Raw genomic sequence first — 15,566 nt, 5'->3', positions numbered from 1 at the left:
CGGTGACTTCTCCCCGAATTCATTCAAGAATGGCGCCGGTTTGGACCGGGCGTACCCGGCAACTTCCACAGGCGACCACCCACGAGGTATCTCATGAAATCACTGAAGCTCATCGGTCTGGCATTCGGCGCGTCGATTGCGCTGTCGAGCGCGGCATTCGCGCAGGATGTCACCGTCGCAGTCGCAGGTCCGATGACCGGCGGCGAGTCCGCCTTCGGCCGCCAGATGAAGAACGGCGCCGAGATGGCCGTGGCCGACATCAACGCCGCCGGCGGCGTCAACGGCAAGAAGCTCGCGCTGTCCATCGAGGACGACGCCTGCGATCCGAAGCAGGCCCGCTCGGTCGCCGAGAAGATCGCCGGCGCGAAAATTCCGTTCGTGGCCGGGCATTATTGCTCGTCGTCGTCGATCCCCGCTTCGGAAGCCTATGCCGACGGCAACGTCCTCCAGATCACGCCGGCCTCCACCAATCCGAAGTTCACCGATAGCGGACTGTGGAACGTGGCTCGCGTCTGCGGCCGCGACGACCAGCAGGGTTTGGTCGCCGCCCAGTACATCGCCAAGAACTTCAAGGGCAAGAACATCGCCATCCTCAACGACAAGACCACCTACGGCAAGGGTCTTGCGGACGAGACCAAGAAGGCGCTTAACAAGGCCGGCGTCACCGAGAAGATGTACGAGTCCTACAACAAGGGCGACAAGGACTTCAACGCGATCGTCTCGCGGCTGAAGCGCGACAACATCGATCTGGTCTATGTCGGCGGCTACCACCAGGAGAGCGGCCTGATCCTGCGCCAGATGCGCGACCAGGGCCTCAAGACCGTGTTGATGGCCGGCGACGCGCTCGCCGACAAGGAATACGCCTCCATCACCGGCCCGGCCGGCGAAGGCACGCTGTTCACCTTCGGTCCCGATCCGCGCAACAAGCCGACCGCGAAGAAGATCGTCGAGGCCTTCAAGGCCAAGAGCATCGACCCCGAAGGCTACACGCTCTACACCTACGCGGCGATGCAGGTCTGGTCCCAAGCGGCCAAGAAGGCCGGCACCACCGACGCCAAGAAGGTCATGGCGGCGATCAAGGCCGGCAAGTGGGACACCGTGATCGGGCCGATCGAGTATGACGCCAAGGGCGACATCAAGCAGCTCGACTACGTCGTCTACAAATGGGACGCCAAGGGCGGCTACGCCCAGATCAGCGGCAACGGCACGTAAGCGCGCTTGCCTGAAGGCCGCGTCCAAACATCCCGCGCCCCGGCTTACCTCCGGGGCGTTTCTTCTTGCGGCAGGGTCAGACGGCTGCGGGCAACTCGCCGTCCGCCGCGGCCTGGGCCTTCCGCAAGGCTTGAAGAAGATCGTTCGGCCGAAACGGCTTTTGCAGGCAGACGACGTTGCCGAGGTGGGGCGATTGTTCCATGAAATCCAGCGCCGTCATTCCCGACACGGCAACGATCGGGAGGCTTGGGGCCAGCTCGCGCAGCGTCGCGATGACTTCGACGCCGCTGGTGTCGCCGAGGAAAATGTCCACGATTGCCGCATCGAAGGGGGCCTCGGCGAAGGCGTTCACCCCGCCCGCGCCGCTCTCGGCCTCGACGACTTCGTACCGGTTGACACGCAGCACGATCGCAAGCATCGCCCGGACGTCCTTCTGGTCGTCGATGATGAGAATGCGAGGCATGGGGAACAACTCCCGGATCTCGAAGTCAAAATCGCCTGATTCAAACCTGGAACCCGAAGCATCGGGAGGGCATTATGGCACCGTCCAGTAAAGCGCATCTTACCCGATCCCCAGTGCGCTCCCAGCAAAATTAAGTAATCTGTAACCTTCGGTTGAGTCGCGGCGGGTTTTGTCATGATGCGTGCCCGGAACCCGCTACCATGGACGGAAACCAATTGGGCCAAATGAGATTGGCGGAGATGCTCAAGACCGATCTGCGAGAGCTGGACGTCGGCGCGACCACCGATCGAAGCACATTCCTGTCGACGTTGCCTGCAACCCCGACAGACCGCGCCGCAGCATTTGCGATCGTCGGCGTCTCCGCGATCGTGTTCGCGTTGGCCGTCCCCTTCGCTGGTATCCCGCTGCTGCCGGTGCCAGCCTTCGTCGCGAGCTATCAATCCGCCCTCGCCGTCGCAGACATCGTCACCGCGGTCCTGCTGCTGTCGCAATTTGCGGTGCTCCGGACCCGTGCGCTGCTCGTGCTCGCGACGGGCTATCTGTTCACCGCCGCGGCCGCCATACTCCATGCCCTCACCTTCCCCGGACTTTTTTCCCCGACTGGATTGCTGGGGGCCGGCCAGCAGACCACCGTCTGGCTCTACATGATCTGGCACGGCGGCTTCCCGCTCTGTGTGCTCGCCTATGCCTGGCTGAAGGAGGCCGATGGCGGTGCCCGGATCGCTGGCTCGGCAAGCAGGGCGATCTACGCCAGCATTCTCGGCGTCGTCGCGGCCATGATCGTTTTCGCCTGGATCGTCACCGCCCAGCACGATTTGCTCCCGGTGCTGCTGCGCGATGGCCGTTACACGCAGATCATGATCGGCGTGGTATCCTTCGTTTGGTCCCTGAGCTTCGCAGCGCTGGTCTCGCTGTGGTTCCGGCGGCCGCACTCGATCATCGACGCCTGGCTCATGGTCGTGATGTGCGCCTGGCTGTTCGACATCGCGCTGTCGGCGATCGTCAACGTCGCGCGCTTCGATCTCGGCTTCTACGCCGGCCGCCTCTACGGCCTGTGCGCGTCGACCTTCGTGCTTGCGGTGCTTCTGATCGAAAACGTCCGCCTCCAGGCCCAGACGGTGGGCCTCGTCGGCAAGCTGCGTCAGCAGTCGGCGCTCGATCGCGACTATTACGGCAAGCGCCTTGCGCTATACGGCGCCGTCGTCGAATCCGCCAATGACGCCATCATCACGAAGACGCTCGACGGTATCATCACGGGCTGGAACAAGGCCGCCGAACATCTGTTCGGCTTTTCCGCCGCGGAGGCCGTCGGCCAGCCGATCGACATCATCGTCCCGGAGGACCGCAAGGCCGAGGTCAGGGGCATCCTGAACCGGGTCGGCGGCAACGAAACGATCGCCCAGCACGAGACGGTCCGCATCCGCAAGGACGGCCGCCCGCTCGACGTGGTTCTCAATGTGTCTCCGCTCAAATCAGACAACGGAAAGATCATCGGCGCGTCCAAGATCGCCCACGACATCACGGAAGAGAAGCAGGCGCGGGAGAAACTGCGCCGCGAGATCGAGGAGCGGGAGCGCATCTTCGAGACCTCGCAGGACCTGATCCTGGTCACCGACGGCTTCGGCAATTTCATCCAGGTCAGCCCGAGCGTGAAGACCATCCTCGGCCTCAACCCGGACGACATGATCGGGCACAGCGCGACCGAGTTCATTCATCCCGACGACCTCGAGAAGACACGGGACGAGATGCGCGCGGCGCGGCGTGGCGCGGTCAAGCGCAGCTTCGAGGCGCGCTACTACCATGACGATGGTCACGAGGTCACACTGAACTGGATGGGCACCTGGTCCGACCCGGTGAAGCGGCATTTCTTCATCGGCCGCGACCTCACCGAGAAGCAGGCCGCCGAGGCCCAGTTCAGGCAAGTCCAGAAGATGGATTCCATCGGTCAATTGACCGGTGGTGTCGCCCACGACTTCAATAATGTGCTGACCGTCATCACCGGCACGATCGGCATTCTGTCGGACGCGGTGGCCGACCGTCCTGAGCTCGCCGCCATCACCAAGCTGATCGACGACGCCGCCGAGCGCGGCGCGCAACTGACCAAGCATCTGCTCGCCTTCGCCCGCAAGCAGCCGCTCCAGCCGCGCGAGATCGACGTCAACGCATTGATGCTCGAGGCCGCGAAGCTGCTGCATCCGACCCTCGGCGAGCAGATCACCATCATGCCGCAGCTTACCGAGGATGCGTGGCCGGCATTGGTCGACCCCGGTCAGCTTTCCACCGCAATCCTCAATCTTGCGCTGAACGCGCGCGATGCCATGCCCGACGGCGGCACGCTGGTGCTGGAGACCCGCAACATCTTCCTCGACGACGGCTATGCCAGCATGAATCCCGACGTGCTTGCCGGCAACTACGTGATGATCGCCGTCAGCGACACCGGCTCCGGAATCCCGCCGGGGTTGATCGACCGCGTGTTCGACCCCTTCTTCACCACCAAGGAGGTCGGCAAGGGGACCGGCCTCGGGCTCAGCATGGTGTTCGGCTTCGTCAAGCAATCCGGCGGCCACATCAAGATCTACAGCGAGGAAGGCCACGGCACGAGCGTGAAGATCTACCTGCCGCGCTCGAGCGGCGTGCAGGAGACCGAGTACGAGGTGCTCCAGAACGTGCCCATCACCGGCGGCAACGAGAAGATTTTGATCGTCGAGGACGACGCGCTGGTCCGGCAATACGTCGTGACCCAGATCAAGAGCCTCGGTTACGCCGCCCTCGAAGCCGCCAACGCGGCCGAAGCCCTCGTCATCATCGACGCCGACAAGGACATCGACCTGCTGTTCACGGACGTCATCATGCCGGGCAACATGAACGGCCGCCAGCTCGCCGATGAGGCGGCTCGGCGCCGTCCCGACCTGAAGACGCTGTTCACCTCGGGCTATACCGAAAATGCCATCGTCCACCACGGCCGGCTCGATTCCGGGGTGCTGCTGCTGGCAAAGCCCTACCGCAAGTCCGAACTCGCCAAGATGCTCAGGACCGCGCTCGCCGGTTGAGCCTGCGGCATCCCTGCGCTATCGCTGAAGCGAGCTCCTTTCAGCCGGCGAGGCCAACCTTGAAAAATCTGCTCACCGATATCGCCGGCGTCCGCGTCGGCCATGCCGAGGATGCGAAAGCGGCCACCGGCACGACCGCGATCGTCTTCGATGCACCTGCGGTTGCGGCGATCGACGTTCGCGGCGGCGGACCCGGCACGCGCGAGGACGCATTGCTCGACCTTGCCAGCACGCAAGAACGGGTCGATGCGATCGCACTGTCCGGCGGCTCCGCCTATGGCATCGAGGCCGGGGGCGGCATCCAGGCCTGGCTTGCCGAACAAGGCCGCGGCTTGCGGATTCGCGAGGCGGTGATTCCGCTCGTGCCGGGTGCGATCATGTTCGACCTGCTCAACGGCGGCGACAAGGCCTGGGGACGCTTCGCGCCCTATCGCGATCTCGGTTACGAAGCGGCCGCAGCAGCAGGCCACGACTTCGCGCTGGGCAGCGTCGGCGCCGGCCTCGGAGCCACCACCGCGACCTTCAAGGGCGGGCTCGGGTCGGCTTCGGCAGTGCTGGCCAACGGCATCAAGGTCGCCGCGATCATCGTCGTCAACGCGGTCGGCAGCGCAACCGTCGGCGAGGGACCCTGGTTCTGGGCGGCGCCGTTCGAGGAGAATGGCGAGTTCGGCGGGCGCGGCCTGCCGCCCGCCTTCACCCCGGACATGCTGGCGATGCGCATCAAGGGCGGTCCCGCCGCGAGTGCGCGCGAGAACACCACGATCGGTCTCGTCGTCACCGACGCGACGCTGACCAAGGCTCAAGCCAAGCGGCTTGCGATGATCGCGCATACAGGGTTTGCCCGCGCCATCTATCCGGTGCATGCCCCGACCGACGGCGATGTGCTGTTCGCCGCGGCGACCTGCGACAAGCCGATCGAGCCGCTGGTCGGCCTCACCGAGCTCGGCACCGTCGCCGCCAACGTGGTCGCGCGTGCGATCGCGCGGGGCATCTACAGTGCAAGCGCGCTGCCGTTTGCGGGCGCGCTGCCGGCGTGGAAGGACCGGTTCGGCTAGCGCGTGATCCGGAGAAGTGCGACGCGGTTTTCCGAACAGATCATGCTCAGACTAGCCGCAGGCAAGGCTAGACGCTCATCGACATCGATGAGGCCGTTGATCCCGCTGAAGCCTGCGCCTGGCGCTGCATCATCTGTCCGAACCAGTCGTAGGGCGAATTGCCGCCGCCGTTCGCATTCGAGGAGCTGGAAGCGCCCGGGACGGTCGTCGACATCTTGAAGCCGTCGGCATAGGTGACGGTGGTGGTGGTCGAGCCGTCGGCACCGGTCGTCGTGGTCGAGGTCGATCCGCCGCTCGATGACGAAGAAGAATCCGAGCCGCTGCCCGATCCGCCCGCACCTTGCGCGTGGTGGCCGTGATGGCCGTTCTTCAGCGCCTTCGACATCTCGTCCAGGCTGACGCTGCCGTCGGAATCCTTGTCCAGCTTCGAGAACACGTCGTCGGCCTGCGCCACATTGGTACCGCCGGCGCCGAGTGCATTCTCGAATTCGGACTTGGTGATGCTGCCGTCGCCGTCCGCATCGATCTGCGAGAACAGGTCCTTGAGCGCAGCATCCCGGCTCGTCGAGGCCGAGGAGGTCGAGCTCGCCGAGGTCGAGCTGGTGGCGCTGCTGGTGCTGTTCGAGGACTGGCTTTGCGCCGCGAGCAGCGCGCTCATCGTCTCCGGCGCGATCTGCGGACAATTGCCCGAATTGACCGACGAGGTCGCGCCGCTGGTCGTGCTGCTGCTGCCGCTGTCGATCGCGAACGGATTGGTCGCGCCTTGCGAAGTCCCGGTCTTATGCGTCGCCGACGACGATTTCGAATTCGTCAGCGACTGGATCGCGTCGAGCGCGCTCGATACGGCCCCAAGAGCGAACAACATTGCACAAACTCCAAACGATGCGGCGCGCCGCAGCCAATGTTCTGGCGGTAAAGTCAGCAAGCACCGTGCCAGCGCAAAAAGCTCAATGAAATCCGCCTTCACCGCGCTTGATGCGTCCCGGAAACACCGGCAATTCATGCCGGTCACGGCAGAAATTTCCGCCCACAGGAAGCACGCCTGCCCTGCATTGCCCGGCTGAGAGGCCCATGTTAGGCGAGGTTCATCTTTCACGGCCGCCACGGGAAACCGCGCCATGACCCAAGCCTTCAGCCCCCGCCCCCTGGCAATCGCGCCCTCGATCCTGGCATCGGATTTCTCGAGGCTCGGCGAGGAGGTGCGCGCGGTGGACGCCGCCGGCGCCGACTGGATCCATCTCGACGTGATGGACGGGCATTTCGTTCCCAACATCTCCTATGGCCCGGACGTCATCAAGGCGATGCGCCCGCACACCAGGAAGATCTTCGATGCGCATCTGATGATCTCGCCCTGCGATCCCTATCTGGAGGCTTTCGCGAAAGCCGGCTGCGACCACATCACGGTGCATGCGGAGGCCGGTCCCCACCTGCACCGCTCGCTCCAGGCGATCCGCGCGCTCGGCAAGAAGGCCGGCGTCTCGCTCAATCCGGGCACGCCGATCAGCGTGCTCGAATACGTGCTCGACCTGGTCGACCTCGTGCTGGTGATGTCGGTCAATCCCGGCTTCGGCGGCCAGGCCTTCATCCCCTCCGCGATCGGCAAGATCCGCGACATCCGCGCGATGACGGCGGGCCGTCCGATCGACATCGAGGTCGACGGCGGCGTCGGTCCCGACGTCGCGGCTTCGCTGGCGGCGGCCGGCGCCAACGCCTTCGTCGCCGGCACTTCCGTGTTCAGGGGCGGCACGCAGGACGCCTACAAGACCAACATCGCCGCGATCCGCAACGCCGCCGCCGGCGCGCGCGGCGAGGCGATCTGAGGCCTCACGCGCAGCTCCGCAGAGGTGCGGCTTCCACGGGCGTTGCGGCGCGCAATGCCTAAAATTGCAACCTTGATCCGTACTCCTCCGGACTTCCCTGATTCGCGCAAATCACCGCTAGTGATTCTTGCCTGTTTTCACGGGAGCACATCATGACGACGACCCTGGTTTGGACTGGCGTGGCGTTGTGGATCGGTTTTTGTGCGTTTGTTGTGTTTGGCCCATCGGCCGGACCGGTGAAGGCCCCGGCGCGTTCCGCCCGCATCTCTCACGCGCGACTCCGCCGGGGTTGATGCCATGGAAATCTCGCTCGTGAAGCGTCAGCCGAAGCGCAGGTGTCGCATCCCGCGGCGCCCGCATCCGAGCCTCGACTATTTCTTCGGTCGGCTCGAACGCACCGAAGGCGAGATGCGCGACGACACCGGGCCGGAAACGGCGGATCCGGATCACCCGCTCCGGTCGCCGCGCCGGCATTGAAATCCTTTCTGGACCAAGCCCGATGAAACCGCATTGCCCGAACTGCCTGAAGGAAATGACCAAGGCATCCGCGTCGCGCAACCTCTTCAATTGCGAGCCCTGCCGCGAGATCATCCAGTATTTCGGCGGCAGCGCCGATCACGGCGAGCCGGGCCCGCAATTCTCCTGGCCGATCCGCCGCAAGCGCTCCGTTCACGCCGCCCACGCGGCCTGATCCCTTCCAGGATCCGGAACCGGCCCCTACCCGGCCTCCTCATCGGCGTCCGCAGCCATCCGCGGCGGCCGCACCACGGTGACGGTGCAGGCCGCTTCCGCAGCCACCTTGGCCGAAACGCTGCCGAGCAGCGTGCGCCTGAACGAGCCCTGCCGCGCCCCGATGATGAGGTGGTCGACATGGTTGACCTCGGCGAATTCCAGGATCGCCGCGGCGGGATCCACCGCCTCCAGCACATGAGCCGACAGCCGGCTCTCGTCCAGCTTCAGCGGCGTGGCCCAATGCCGGAGCGCCACCAGGCGGTCGATATGCTTGTTGGAGCCCTGCTCGTCCAGGGTCCGGTCGATTGCGATGCGGTTGAGCTTGAGCACGTTGAGGCAGGCAAGCCGCGCCGACGGCAGCGTGGCGAGAATGCGCTCGGTGGTGACACGCAGCGCCTCGTTCAGCTCGGGCTCGCCTTCCGCCGTGTCGAGCGCGACCGCGAGGATCGGACTCGATGCGATCTGGGCTGCGACATCTGATTTCGCACGCGGCGCCATGACGCCCTGGTTGAAGCGCCGCCGCCAGGCGATGCTGAGGGGATCGCGCTTCATCCGCTCCGAGCGCGTCGTGAGCCTGATTTGGTCCGGATGGGTCAGATCGAAGGCGAGCTGGGACGCAGTCGGATAGCGCCGCACCGGCTCGATCTCGAGGCACCGCAGCACCACCTCCTGGAGCCAGGGCGGATAATCGGCGCGAAGTGCGCGCGGCGGATGCGGATCGCGCCACAGCCGGCGCCGCATCGCGCGCAGCGTCTCGCCCTCTCCGAACGGCCGCTCGCCCGTCGTGAAGAAATAAAGCAGCACGCCGAGCGAGAACAGATCGCTGCGCGGATCGTCCCGGACGCCGAGCAGCCGCTCGGGTGCCATGTAGGGCGCGGTGCCGTAAGGCAGGCGGAATTCCTCCTGCAGCAGATCGGGCAGATGGTTGTGGTGCGACAGGCCATAGTCGATCAGCACCGCCTCGCCGCTGTCGCGGAACATGATGCTGCTCGGCTTGATGTCGTGATGGATCACGTTCTGCCGGTGCAGGTCGGCGAGCCCCGTCGCGATCCTGGCAACCAGCAGCCTGGCCTCGTCATACGGCAGCGGCAGGTCTGGCAGCCGCTTGTAGAGCGTGGTCCCGGGGATGCGCTCGATCACGGCATAGGCCTGGTGGGCGAAATCGCCGGTGCCGAAACACGTGGGCACGTGCGGCCCCGCAAGGCGCGGCAGGATCATCATCTCCATCTCGAAGGAGACGATCGCGGCGGGGTCTTCGCCCTCCGACACCCGCGGAATCTTCATCAGCAGCGGCACGTCGATACCGGGATGGGTGACGGTCCACAGCGTCGCCATGCCGCCGGCATGGACGCATTCGCCGATGGTATAGCCGTCGATCTTGGCGCCTGATTTGACCAGGGGTTTGGGCATCGGCCTCTAGCGCCCCTGCGACAGCCGGTCGGCGAGCCAATGCGGCAGGCCGTTCTCGCGGATCCGGTTCGCGGCCGTCTCGATGTCATAGGGCGCGCGGCAATAGGTGATCTGGCACGAGACCGTGTCGAACAGCACGAAGGCCGCGGATGGATCGCCATCGCGGGGCTGGCCGACCGAGCCGAGCACCGCAAGCCATTGCCGTCCGCGCAGGAGCTGCACCGGGACGTCGGTCTTGGGCACGAAGCTCGTCATCTTCGCCGTCACCGACATCGAGTAGAGCGCCGGACGGTGGATGTGGCCGCAGAACGTGACATGGGCGGGCGTCGCGATCAGACTCTTGGCGGCATCCGCGGTCGATCGGACATAGTGCCAGCGCTGCGGGCTGGAGGCTTCCGAATGCACGAACAGACGGTCGCTGTCCTGCACCAGCATCGGCAACTCCGCCAGGAACCGCCGCTGCACGGCATCGAGCCGGCCGCGGGTCCATTCGATCGCGACTTGAGCCTCCGCATTCATGGTCTCGGCCGAGGAATTGACCGCCTGGTCATGATTGCCGCGCACGGCGACGGCGCCCTGCGCAACCAGCTCCATCGCGGTATCCACGACCCATTCCGGGTCGGCGCCATAGCCGACGAAATCCCCGAGCAGGATGAATCGCTCCGCCCCTCTCGCCCGTGCGAGCTTCAGGCACGCCTCGAGCGCCTGCCGGTTGCCGTGGATATCCGAGAAGACCGCGAGAAGCACACACCCTCCACCCTCAGGTTCTTATCGAAAGCCGATAAGGCCAAATTGAGGGAGGTCAACATGCGCCAGCGCGGCGCGGTTTTCCAGCGCGCCTCTGCGGCGATGGTGAAGAGCCTATTGCTCGTCCTTCGGCGGCATCCGGGGCGGCGGCAGCGGGGTGAACGCGATGCCTTGCGCGCCGGCGGGCGGAGCGTTGAATTCGCCGGTCGAGGAATCGCCGCCGCTGGTCTCCAGGATGGTTTTTGGCGTCACGTATTCCCGGACCATGTCGATCAGCGAGCCCTCGCCGCCACCGAAATCTGCCGCGCGGCCGCCCTGCAAATGGCCGGCCGCGATCTCGTTTTGCGCGGCGTGGGTCTTGTCGGCCAGCCTGTCGTCGTAGGGCACGCGGAACGCCCGGGGGATGCCGCTGGGGCGATTGTCCTCATCCAGCTGTTCGACCCACAGATAGATCGAGCCGGGATCGCCCTCCAGCGAATGCGGCTCGACGATGCGGGCCTGCAGCAGCTTGAACGAGGTTGGCAACCGGTCGGCGCTCGCCCAGCCGAGCAGCCCGCGCATTTCGGTGAAGCTGACGACATAGAAGGCGCTGGTCACGACCACCGCGACCGCCTTCAGCGACCAGTGCAGCCGCGCATAGACCAGCACGACCAGCAGCAGCGCGCCGATCACGGCGTAGGCGATCGACAGCGTCAGGATGACCGTCTGCAGACTAGTCACGGCGCACCCTCGCAGCGTTCCTGCTCACCCCGGTGTTCGGATCGAGATCGGCGCCGTTGCGCCAGCCGCTGCGGAACGTCTCCAGCAACGATTTCGGCCGCTGGTCCACATTGACGACCTTGCCCTCGGCATCGAGCCGGAACCGCACCGCGGTCTTCTCGTCGCCGGTGTGGTCGAGCGTGAACTTGTTGTCGAACACCACCTGCGCCGTCGGATTGAGTTTTTGTACTTTCACATTGGCCGTCACAGGCTCGCCGGTCGTTGCGGCGAAATGCGAGACGTTGACGGTGTATTCGCCCGGCACGATGCCGCGCACCGTGACGATCTCCTCGCGGATGGGGGAAGCGATCTTCTTGCCGGCGACCATGATGAAGTCGTTGGCCCCGCCGCGGTCGTCGCGGTCGAGGGTCAGGAAGCCGGCCTCGCGGTGGCGATACCAGGCGATGTTGCCGGCGGGATCCTGCACGAACAGGTCGAGATCGTCGGGGTGACTGTCCGGCCAGTCCAGCGTGATCATGAACTCCGCCTTGGAATCGATCTTGCCGTCCTTGGCGTCCGGGGAGACCGCGAGCAGTGCCAGGAAGAACAGGAACGCGATCACCTGGAGCGCCTTGAACAGCATCACGCCCAGCGGATCGAACGGCTCCTCGCGCGGATAGAGGCCGAAATCATCCATCATGACGGGGTTCCGGCGCCCTTGATTCCAGCCCCCTTGCGCTCCAGCTCCGGGGTCACATAGGTCTCGGTCAGCACCACCGCATCCGAGAACACCCGCTGGGTCGCGGCATCCAGCATGTAGTACTGGATGCGAACCAGGATCGAGCCGACGAGGCCCGCGAGCGTCGTGTACATCGCGACCGCCATGCCATCGCTCATCAGCCCCATCGAGGAACGCATCGCGACCTTATCGGCGGCATCCAGCCCCGCGATCGGCGCCAGCATGATGATGAAGCCGATGATGGTGCCGAGCAGGCCGAGCTTCATCAGCGTATCCGAGACGAAGGCCCCGAAGCCGTTGGAGCCGCGCAGCCGATCGGCGAGCGTCCGCAGCAGCAGCGTCTGGTCGACCGGCCGGAAATCCTGCGCGGTCGCTTTCGTCACGAGGCTCTCGATGTGGTCCCGGACCAGCCCGCGCGGCAACACGTTCGCTCCGGCATCGAGCGCCTTGCTGCCGTCGGGTGCCGCGAGCACCGCGCGGCAGCGCCGCGCCGCCGCGCCTTCACGGGCGATCGCCCGCGTGCGCAGGAAGCAGTGGCCGCAGGTGAGGACATAGAGCAGCGCGATCACGCTGGAAATGTAGGTCCGGTCCGAGGTCAGCATCAGACGGATCAGGCCGAACCGCCACAGCAGCACGACGGCGAAGATAGAAAGCCCGGTGAAGATCATCCAGAACAGCAGCGCGCTGCGCTCGGATGGGTCGGCAGCAGGCCCCGCGATCGGTCCAATCGTCATCGAACTCATGCTGCGCTGCTCCCGGCTTGCAGGGACTCGCCCTGCAACGATTCCCCATCCAATAGATCAAAGCCGCCGCACCCGTCCAAAGAGCCATGCCCAATTCGGCTTGGGAAATTTGCCCGAGCTGCCACTCTGCCAAACCCTGCAATTGGCAAGGCGCAGCGGCGTTGTTAGGCTGACCCTACCAAATGTCGGGGATGATCGCATGCGCCTCGTGCTCCAGCTTGTCGCCCGTCTGCTTCTCATCGTCGCGCTCTGTCTTGGCGCTGCGACCGTCTGGGCCACGTTCGACGCCTATCGCAGCGTCGACCGGGCGACTGCGGCTTCGGCGCAGCGGGTCGCGCAGGCGCTTCAGGCCCTGTACTGGCGCGAATTCTTGTTGCGCAGCAGCAGAACACGCGAGCAGCTTTTGCCGGTTCCGGAGTGGCGCACGCTGGAGACCATGAAGCTGATCTCGCCCGGCGTTTGCGTCGAGTTCCAGCCGACCATTGCATTCGAAAGGCCGCTGTGTGGCCAGAGCGAGGGGCTGGGCAAGACGCCGCCGCGCTGGTTCGCATCGATCGTGCCGACTTTCCTCGGCAGCCACGCCGAAGTCATACGGCCGGTCAGTCCCCGGGCGGCGGCCGCCGGAACGGTGGTCGCGACGCCGGATGAAGCAGCAGCCATCTTGCTCGCCTGGGAGTACATCCTCAACGTGATCGACGTCGCGCTTTTGATGGCGGCGGCAATCGCGCTCCTGGCTTCGCTTGCGATCGCGCATGCACTGGCGCCGGCGCGCACGATCGTGATCGCATTGCAGCGCATGGCGCGCGGCCAGTACCGCACCAAGCTGCCGCGCTTCCGCTCGATGGAGCTTGCGATGATCGGGGGCGCCGTCGGCGAGCTCGGCGGCCGGCTGGAGGAAGCCACCGAACAGCGCGCGGCACTCACAAGACGCCTGATCGAGATCCGCACCGACGAACGCCGCGCGCTCGCCCGCGAGCTGCACGACGAGTTCGGGCAAAATCTTTCCGCGATTCTCGCTTTCGCCAACACCATCGAGACCGCGATCACGAAGCAAAGCCGGGACAACGACATCGCGCAGGATGCCCGCATGATCTCGCAGGCGACCCATCATCTGATGGCCTCGCTGCGCGATGCGCTGAAGCGGCTGCGCAATCCCCTGCCCGAGGAGCTCGGGCTCGAGGCAAGCCTCGTCAATCTCGTCGACAGCTGGCGCTCGCAGAGCGCGGCGCGGCCGACGATCCAGCTCGATCTCAGGGGCGACCTCACCGACATCAGCGGCCCGGCCGCCGTCACCGTCTATCGCGTCGCGCAGGAATGCCTGACCAACGCGCTCCGCCACGGCGCGGCGCGCGAGATTTCCCTGCGCGTCGAGCGGCGCACGGGCGAGGACGACATGCTGCTGGTCCACGTCGAGGATGACGGTGGCGGCGATGCGGCGCGCGTGGCGCAGTCGGCCGGCTTCGGCCTCACCGGCATCCGCGAGCGGATCGCGGCGGCCGGCGGATCGCTGTCGATCCTGCCTGCGAGAGGCGGCCTCAGCGTTGCCGCCACCATCCCGTTCGCCGCGTGAGGCCGGGATGAGCGAGGTTGCGGCTACAGGAATCTCCGTGCTGCTGGTCGACGACCATCCGATCGTACGGCAGGGCTACCGGCGCGTGCTGGAGAGCCAGGGCGATCTGCGGGTCGTGGCGGAAGCCGACAACGCCGCGGATGCCTACGTCGCCTTCAAGGCCCACGATCCCGATGTCGTCGTGCTCGATATCTCGATGCCCGGCGCGAGCGGGCTGGAAGCGATCCGCAACATCCGCGCGCGCAGCCCGCGGGCGCGGATCCTCGTCTTCACCATGCACAACGAGGCCGTGCTGGTGAAAGCCGCCTTCAGTGCCGGTGCCTCCGGCTTCGTCACCAAGAGCAGCGAGCCGTCCGCCGTCGTGACCGCGATCCGCAGCGTTGCCCGCGGCGAACGCGCCATGAGCGACGACATCGCGCATATCCTGGCCGAGGACAGCCTGTCGGCGGGTTCAGTGCTGGATCAACTCGGTGAGCGCGAGATCGAGATCGTGCGCCAATTCGCCGGCGGCGCGACGACCGAGCAGATTGCCGCGCACCTCAATCTCAGCGTCAAGACGGTGCAGAACTATCACTATCTGATCAAGACCAAGACCGGCGCGCGAACGGACGCGCAGCTCGTGCGGCTGGCCGCGGCTTGCGGGCTCACGAAGATTTAGCTGGGAGCGTCAAGCCTTCAACCCGCGCAGCACCAGCGCCAGCGTCGCATCGACGCGTGCCGGCAAGTCCGCATCCTTCCACTCGTCGGCATGGGCCGGATGGTGGAAGCGGACGGTGGCATCGAAGATCGCGCGCGCCGTGACCTTGGCGTCGTCCACGGCGAACACGCCCTGCTTCACGCCGTCGGACAGGATCGCCCCGATCTGGTCGATCATGGTGTCCTTGTGGCACTTGACCGCCGCGCAGGCCTCGCGCGCCAGCGTCAGATAGGTCTCGAACATTTCGGGGTCGTCGAGCACGCGCGAACGCTTGGCTTCGAACAGCGTGCGGAGCCAGCGGTCGAGGCGCGCCGGTGCCGGCCCCTGCTCCTCGGCGATCGCCAGCAGCGGCGCATCGATGCGATCCAGCCAGCGTTTGGCGACGGCCTCGCGTAGCGAGGCCTTGCTCGGGAAATGGCGATAGACGCTGCCGTGGCTCACATCGAGCGCACGGGCAACGTCGACCACGGTGGCCTTGGCAAGTCCGTAGCGCCGCAGCACGTCCTCGGTGACTTCGAGGATTCGCTCCGGCGTCAGGATAACGGCTTCATTCATGCCAGCACCTTGTTCCCGTTGAGGGCCCAGTTACCCGGCGATGGAGCTGCTTCCGAAGCGCCCGTGCCGGTCGT

Annotated in this window: 16 protein-coding genes; 8 read left to right on the top strand and 8 right to left on the bottom strand. The window is 65.7% G+C overall.

The genetic code is table 11. From position 1 onward, the window contains the following. Nucleotides 1-93: 93 nt before the first annotated feature. A complete protein-coding gene (locus NR187_RS26815) occupies nucleotides 94-1,212 on the top strand; it encodes a branched-chain amino acid ABC transporter substrate-binding protein (RefSeq protein ID WP_211385204.1) in 1,119 nt (372 codons plus the stop codon). A gap of 76 nt (nucleotides 1,213-1,288) precedes the next feature. On the opposite strand, the gene NR187_RS26810 is transcribed toward NR187_RS26815, so the two are convergent. Beyond that, nucleotides 1,289-1,675, bottom strand: a complete 387-nt coding sequence (locus NR187_RS26810; RefSeq protein ID WP_211385205.1) for a response regulator — start codon at nucleotides 1,673-1,675, stop codon at nucleotides 1,289-1,291. Nucleotides 1,676-1,914: 239 nt separating this feature from the next. Between NR187_RS26810 and NR187_RS26805 the strand changes: the two genes are divergently transcribed. After that, nucleotides 1,915-4,725 (top strand): PAS domain S-box protein, encoded by a 2,811-nt coding sequence (locus tag NR187_RS26805; protein ID WP_256808231.1) that lies wholly within the window; start codon nucleotides 1,915-1,917, stop codon nucleotides 4,723-4,725. 59 nt (nucleotides 4,726-4,784) lie between these two features. Next, on the top strand, nucleotides 4,785-5,780 hold the full coding sequence (locus NR187_RS26800) for a P1 family peptidase (protein ID WP_211385207.1): 996 nt from the start codon (nucleotides 4,785-4,787) through the stop codon (nucleotides 5,778-5,780). 67 nt (nucleotides 5,781-5,847) lie between these two features. On the opposite strand, the gene NR187_RS26795 is transcribed toward NR187_RS26800, so the two are convergent. Beyond that, nucleotides 5,848-6,645, bottom strand: coding sequence for an EF-hand domain-containing protein (locus NR187_RS26795; RefSeq protein WP_256808230.1), 798 nt, complete (start codon nucleotides 6,643-6,645; stop codon nucleotides 5,848-5,850). Between the two features lie 253 nt (nucleotides 6,646-6,898). On the opposite strand from NR187_RS26795, the gene rpe reads away from it, so the two are divergent. The 3 genes from rpe to NR187_RS26780 all read left to right on the top strand — a co-directional run bounded on the left by rpe (nucleotide 6,899) and on the right by NR187_RS26780 (nucleotide 8,291). Next, on the top strand, nucleotides 6,899-7,600 hold the full coding sequence (rpe, locus tag NR187_RS26790) for a ribulose-phosphate 3-epimerase (RefSeq protein ID WP_211385209.1): 702 nt from the start codon (nucleotides 6,899-6,901) through the stop codon (nucleotides 7,598-7,600). Between the two features lie 297 nt (nucleotides 7,601-7,897). After that, entirely contained in the window at nucleotides 7,898-8,077 is a 180-nt protein-coding gene (locus NR187_RS26785) for a hypothetical protein (protein ID WP_211385210.1), read from the top strand. Nucleotides 8,078-8,099: 22 nt separating this feature from the next. Further along, entirely contained in the window at nucleotides 8,100-8,291 is a 192-nt protein-coding gene (locus tag NR187_RS26780; RefSeq protein WP_211385211.1) for a hypothetical protein, read from the top strand. A gap of 26 nt (nucleotides 8,292-8,317) precedes the next feature. Here the strand turns inward: NR187_RS26780 and NR187_RS26775 are convergent, their stop codons facing one another. The 5 genes from NR187_RS26775 to NR187_RS26755 form a co-directional block, all read right to left on the bottom strand. Next, nucleotides 8,318-9,742, bottom strand: coding sequence for a bifunctional serine/threonine-protein kinase/universal stress protein (locus NR187_RS26775; RefSeq protein ID WP_211385212.1), 1,425 nt, complete (start codon nucleotides 9,740-9,742; stop codon nucleotides 8,318-8,320). A gap of 6 nt (nucleotides 9,743-9,748) precedes the next feature. Next, the gene (locus NR187_RS26770; protein ID WP_211385213.1) at nucleotides 9,749-10,489 is read right to left on the bottom strand and encodes a metallophosphoesterase; all 741 of its coding nucleotides are present in this window, start codon (nucleotides 10,487-10,489) and stop codon (nucleotides 9,749-9,751) included. A 114-nt stretch (nucleotides 10,490-10,603) separates the two neighbouring features. After that, on the bottom strand, nucleotides 10,604-11,209 hold the full coding sequence (locus NR187_RS26765) for a hypothetical protein (protein WP_211385214.1): 606 nt from the start codon (nucleotides 11,207-11,209) through the stop codon (nucleotides 10,604-10,606). Then, entirely contained in the window at nucleotides 11,202-11,888 is a 687-nt protein-coding gene (locus NR187_RS26760; RefSeq protein WP_211385215.1) for a hypothetical protein, read from the bottom strand. The genes NR187_RS26765 and NR187_RS26760 overlap by 8 nt, the downstream gene beginning before the upstream one ends. After that, nucleotides 11,885-12,670: a MotA/TolQ/ExbB proton channel family protein gene (locus tag NR187_RS26755; RefSeq protein WP_211385216.1), complete on the bottom strand. Its 786-nt coding sequence runs from the start codon at nucleotides 12,668-12,670 to the stop codon at nucleotides 11,885-11,887. The genes NR187_RS26760 and NR187_RS26755 overlap by 4 nt, the downstream gene beginning before the upstream one ends. Before the next feature lie 199 nt (nucleotides 12,671-12,869). Here NR187_RS26755 and NR187_RS26750 point away from each other — a divergent pair, with 199 nt between their 5' ends. Beyond that, the gene (locus NR187_RS26750) at nucleotides 12,870-14,240 is read left to right on the top strand and encodes a sensor histidine kinase (protein WP_211385217.1); all 1,371 of its coding nucleotides are present in this window, start codon (nucleotides 12,870-12,872) and stop codon (nucleotides 14,238-14,240) included. Between the two features lie 7 nt (nucleotides 14,241-14,247). Continuing rightward, a complete protein-coding gene (locus tag NR187_RS26745) occupies nucleotides 14,248-14,898 on the top strand; it encodes a response regulator transcription factor (protein WP_211385218.1) in 651 nt (216 codons plus the stop codon). A gap of 9 nt (nucleotides 14,899-14,907) precedes the next feature. On the opposite strand, the gene NR187_RS26740 is transcribed toward NR187_RS26745, so the two are convergent. Beyond that, complete coding sequence (locus NR187_RS26740) at nucleotides 14,908-15,492, bottom strand: TetR family transcriptional regulator (protein WP_211385219.1); 585 nt, start codon at nucleotides 15,490-15,492, stop codon at nucleotides 14,908-14,910. Nucleotides 15,493-15,566: the final 74 nt, after the last annotated feature.

The sequence above is a fragment of the Bradyrhizobium sp. Bra64 genome (assembly GCF_024519875.1).
GTDB classification, from domain to species: Bacteria; Pseudomonadota; Alphaproteobacteria; order Rhizobiales; family Xanthobacteraceae; genus Bradyrhizobium; species Bradyrhizobium japonicum_G.
The sequence above is the reverse complement of the archived record's forward strand: the minus strand, read 5'-3'. Positions and strand labels throughout refer to the sequence as shown.

Coding starts and splice junctions, on each gene's coding strand:
- NR187_RS26750 (WP_211385217.1), top strand. CDS start 12,870: ATGCGCCTCGTGCTCCAGCTTGTCGCCCGTCTGCTTCTCATCGTCGCG.
- NR187_RS26805 (WP_256808231.1), top strand. CDS start 1,915: ATGCTCAAGACCGATCTGCGAGAGCTGGACGTCGGCGCGACCACCGAT.
- NR187_RS26775 (WP_211385212.1), bottom strand. CDS start 9,742: ATGCCCAAACCCCTGGTCAAATCAGGCGCCAAGATCGACGGCTATACC.
- NR187_RS26760 (WP_211385215.1), bottom strand. CDS start 11,888: ATGATGGATGATTTCGGCCTCTATCCGCGCGAGGAGCCGTTCGATCCG.
- NR187_RS26785 (WP_211385210.1), top strand. CDS start 7,898: ATGGAAATCTCGCTCGTGAAGCGTCAGCCGAAGCGCAGGTGTCGCATC.
- NR187_RS26780 (WP_211385211.1), top strand. CDS start 8,100: ATGAAACCGCATTGCCCGAACTGCCTGAAGGAAATGACCAAGGCATCC.
- NR187_RS26755 (WP_211385216.1), bottom strand. CDS start 12,670: ATGAGTTCGATGACGATTGGACCGATCGCGGGGCCTGCTGCCGACCCA.
- NR187_RS26745 (WP_211385218.1), top strand. CDS start 14,248: ATGAGCGAGGTTGCGGCTACAGGAATCTCCGTGCTGCTGGTCGACGAC.
- rpe (WP_211385209.1), top strand. CDS start 6,899: ATGACCCAAGCCTTCAGCCCCCGCCCCCTGGCAATCGCGCCCTCGATC.
- NR187_RS26795 (WP_256808230.1), bottom strand. CDS start 6,645: ATGTTGTTCGCTCTTGGGGCCGTATCGAGCGCGCTCGACGCGATCCAG.
- NR187_RS26740 (WP_211385219.1), bottom strand. CDS start 15,492: ATGAATGAAGCCGTTATCCTGACGCCGGAGCGAATCCTCGAAGTCACC.
- NR187_RS26810 (WP_211385205.1), bottom strand. CDS start 1,675: ATGCCTCGCATTCTCATCATCGACGACCAGAAGGACGTCCGGGCGATG.
- NR187_RS26815 (WP_211385204.1), top strand. CDS start 94: ATGAAATCACTGAAGCTCATCGGTCTGGCATTCGGCGCGTCGATTGCG.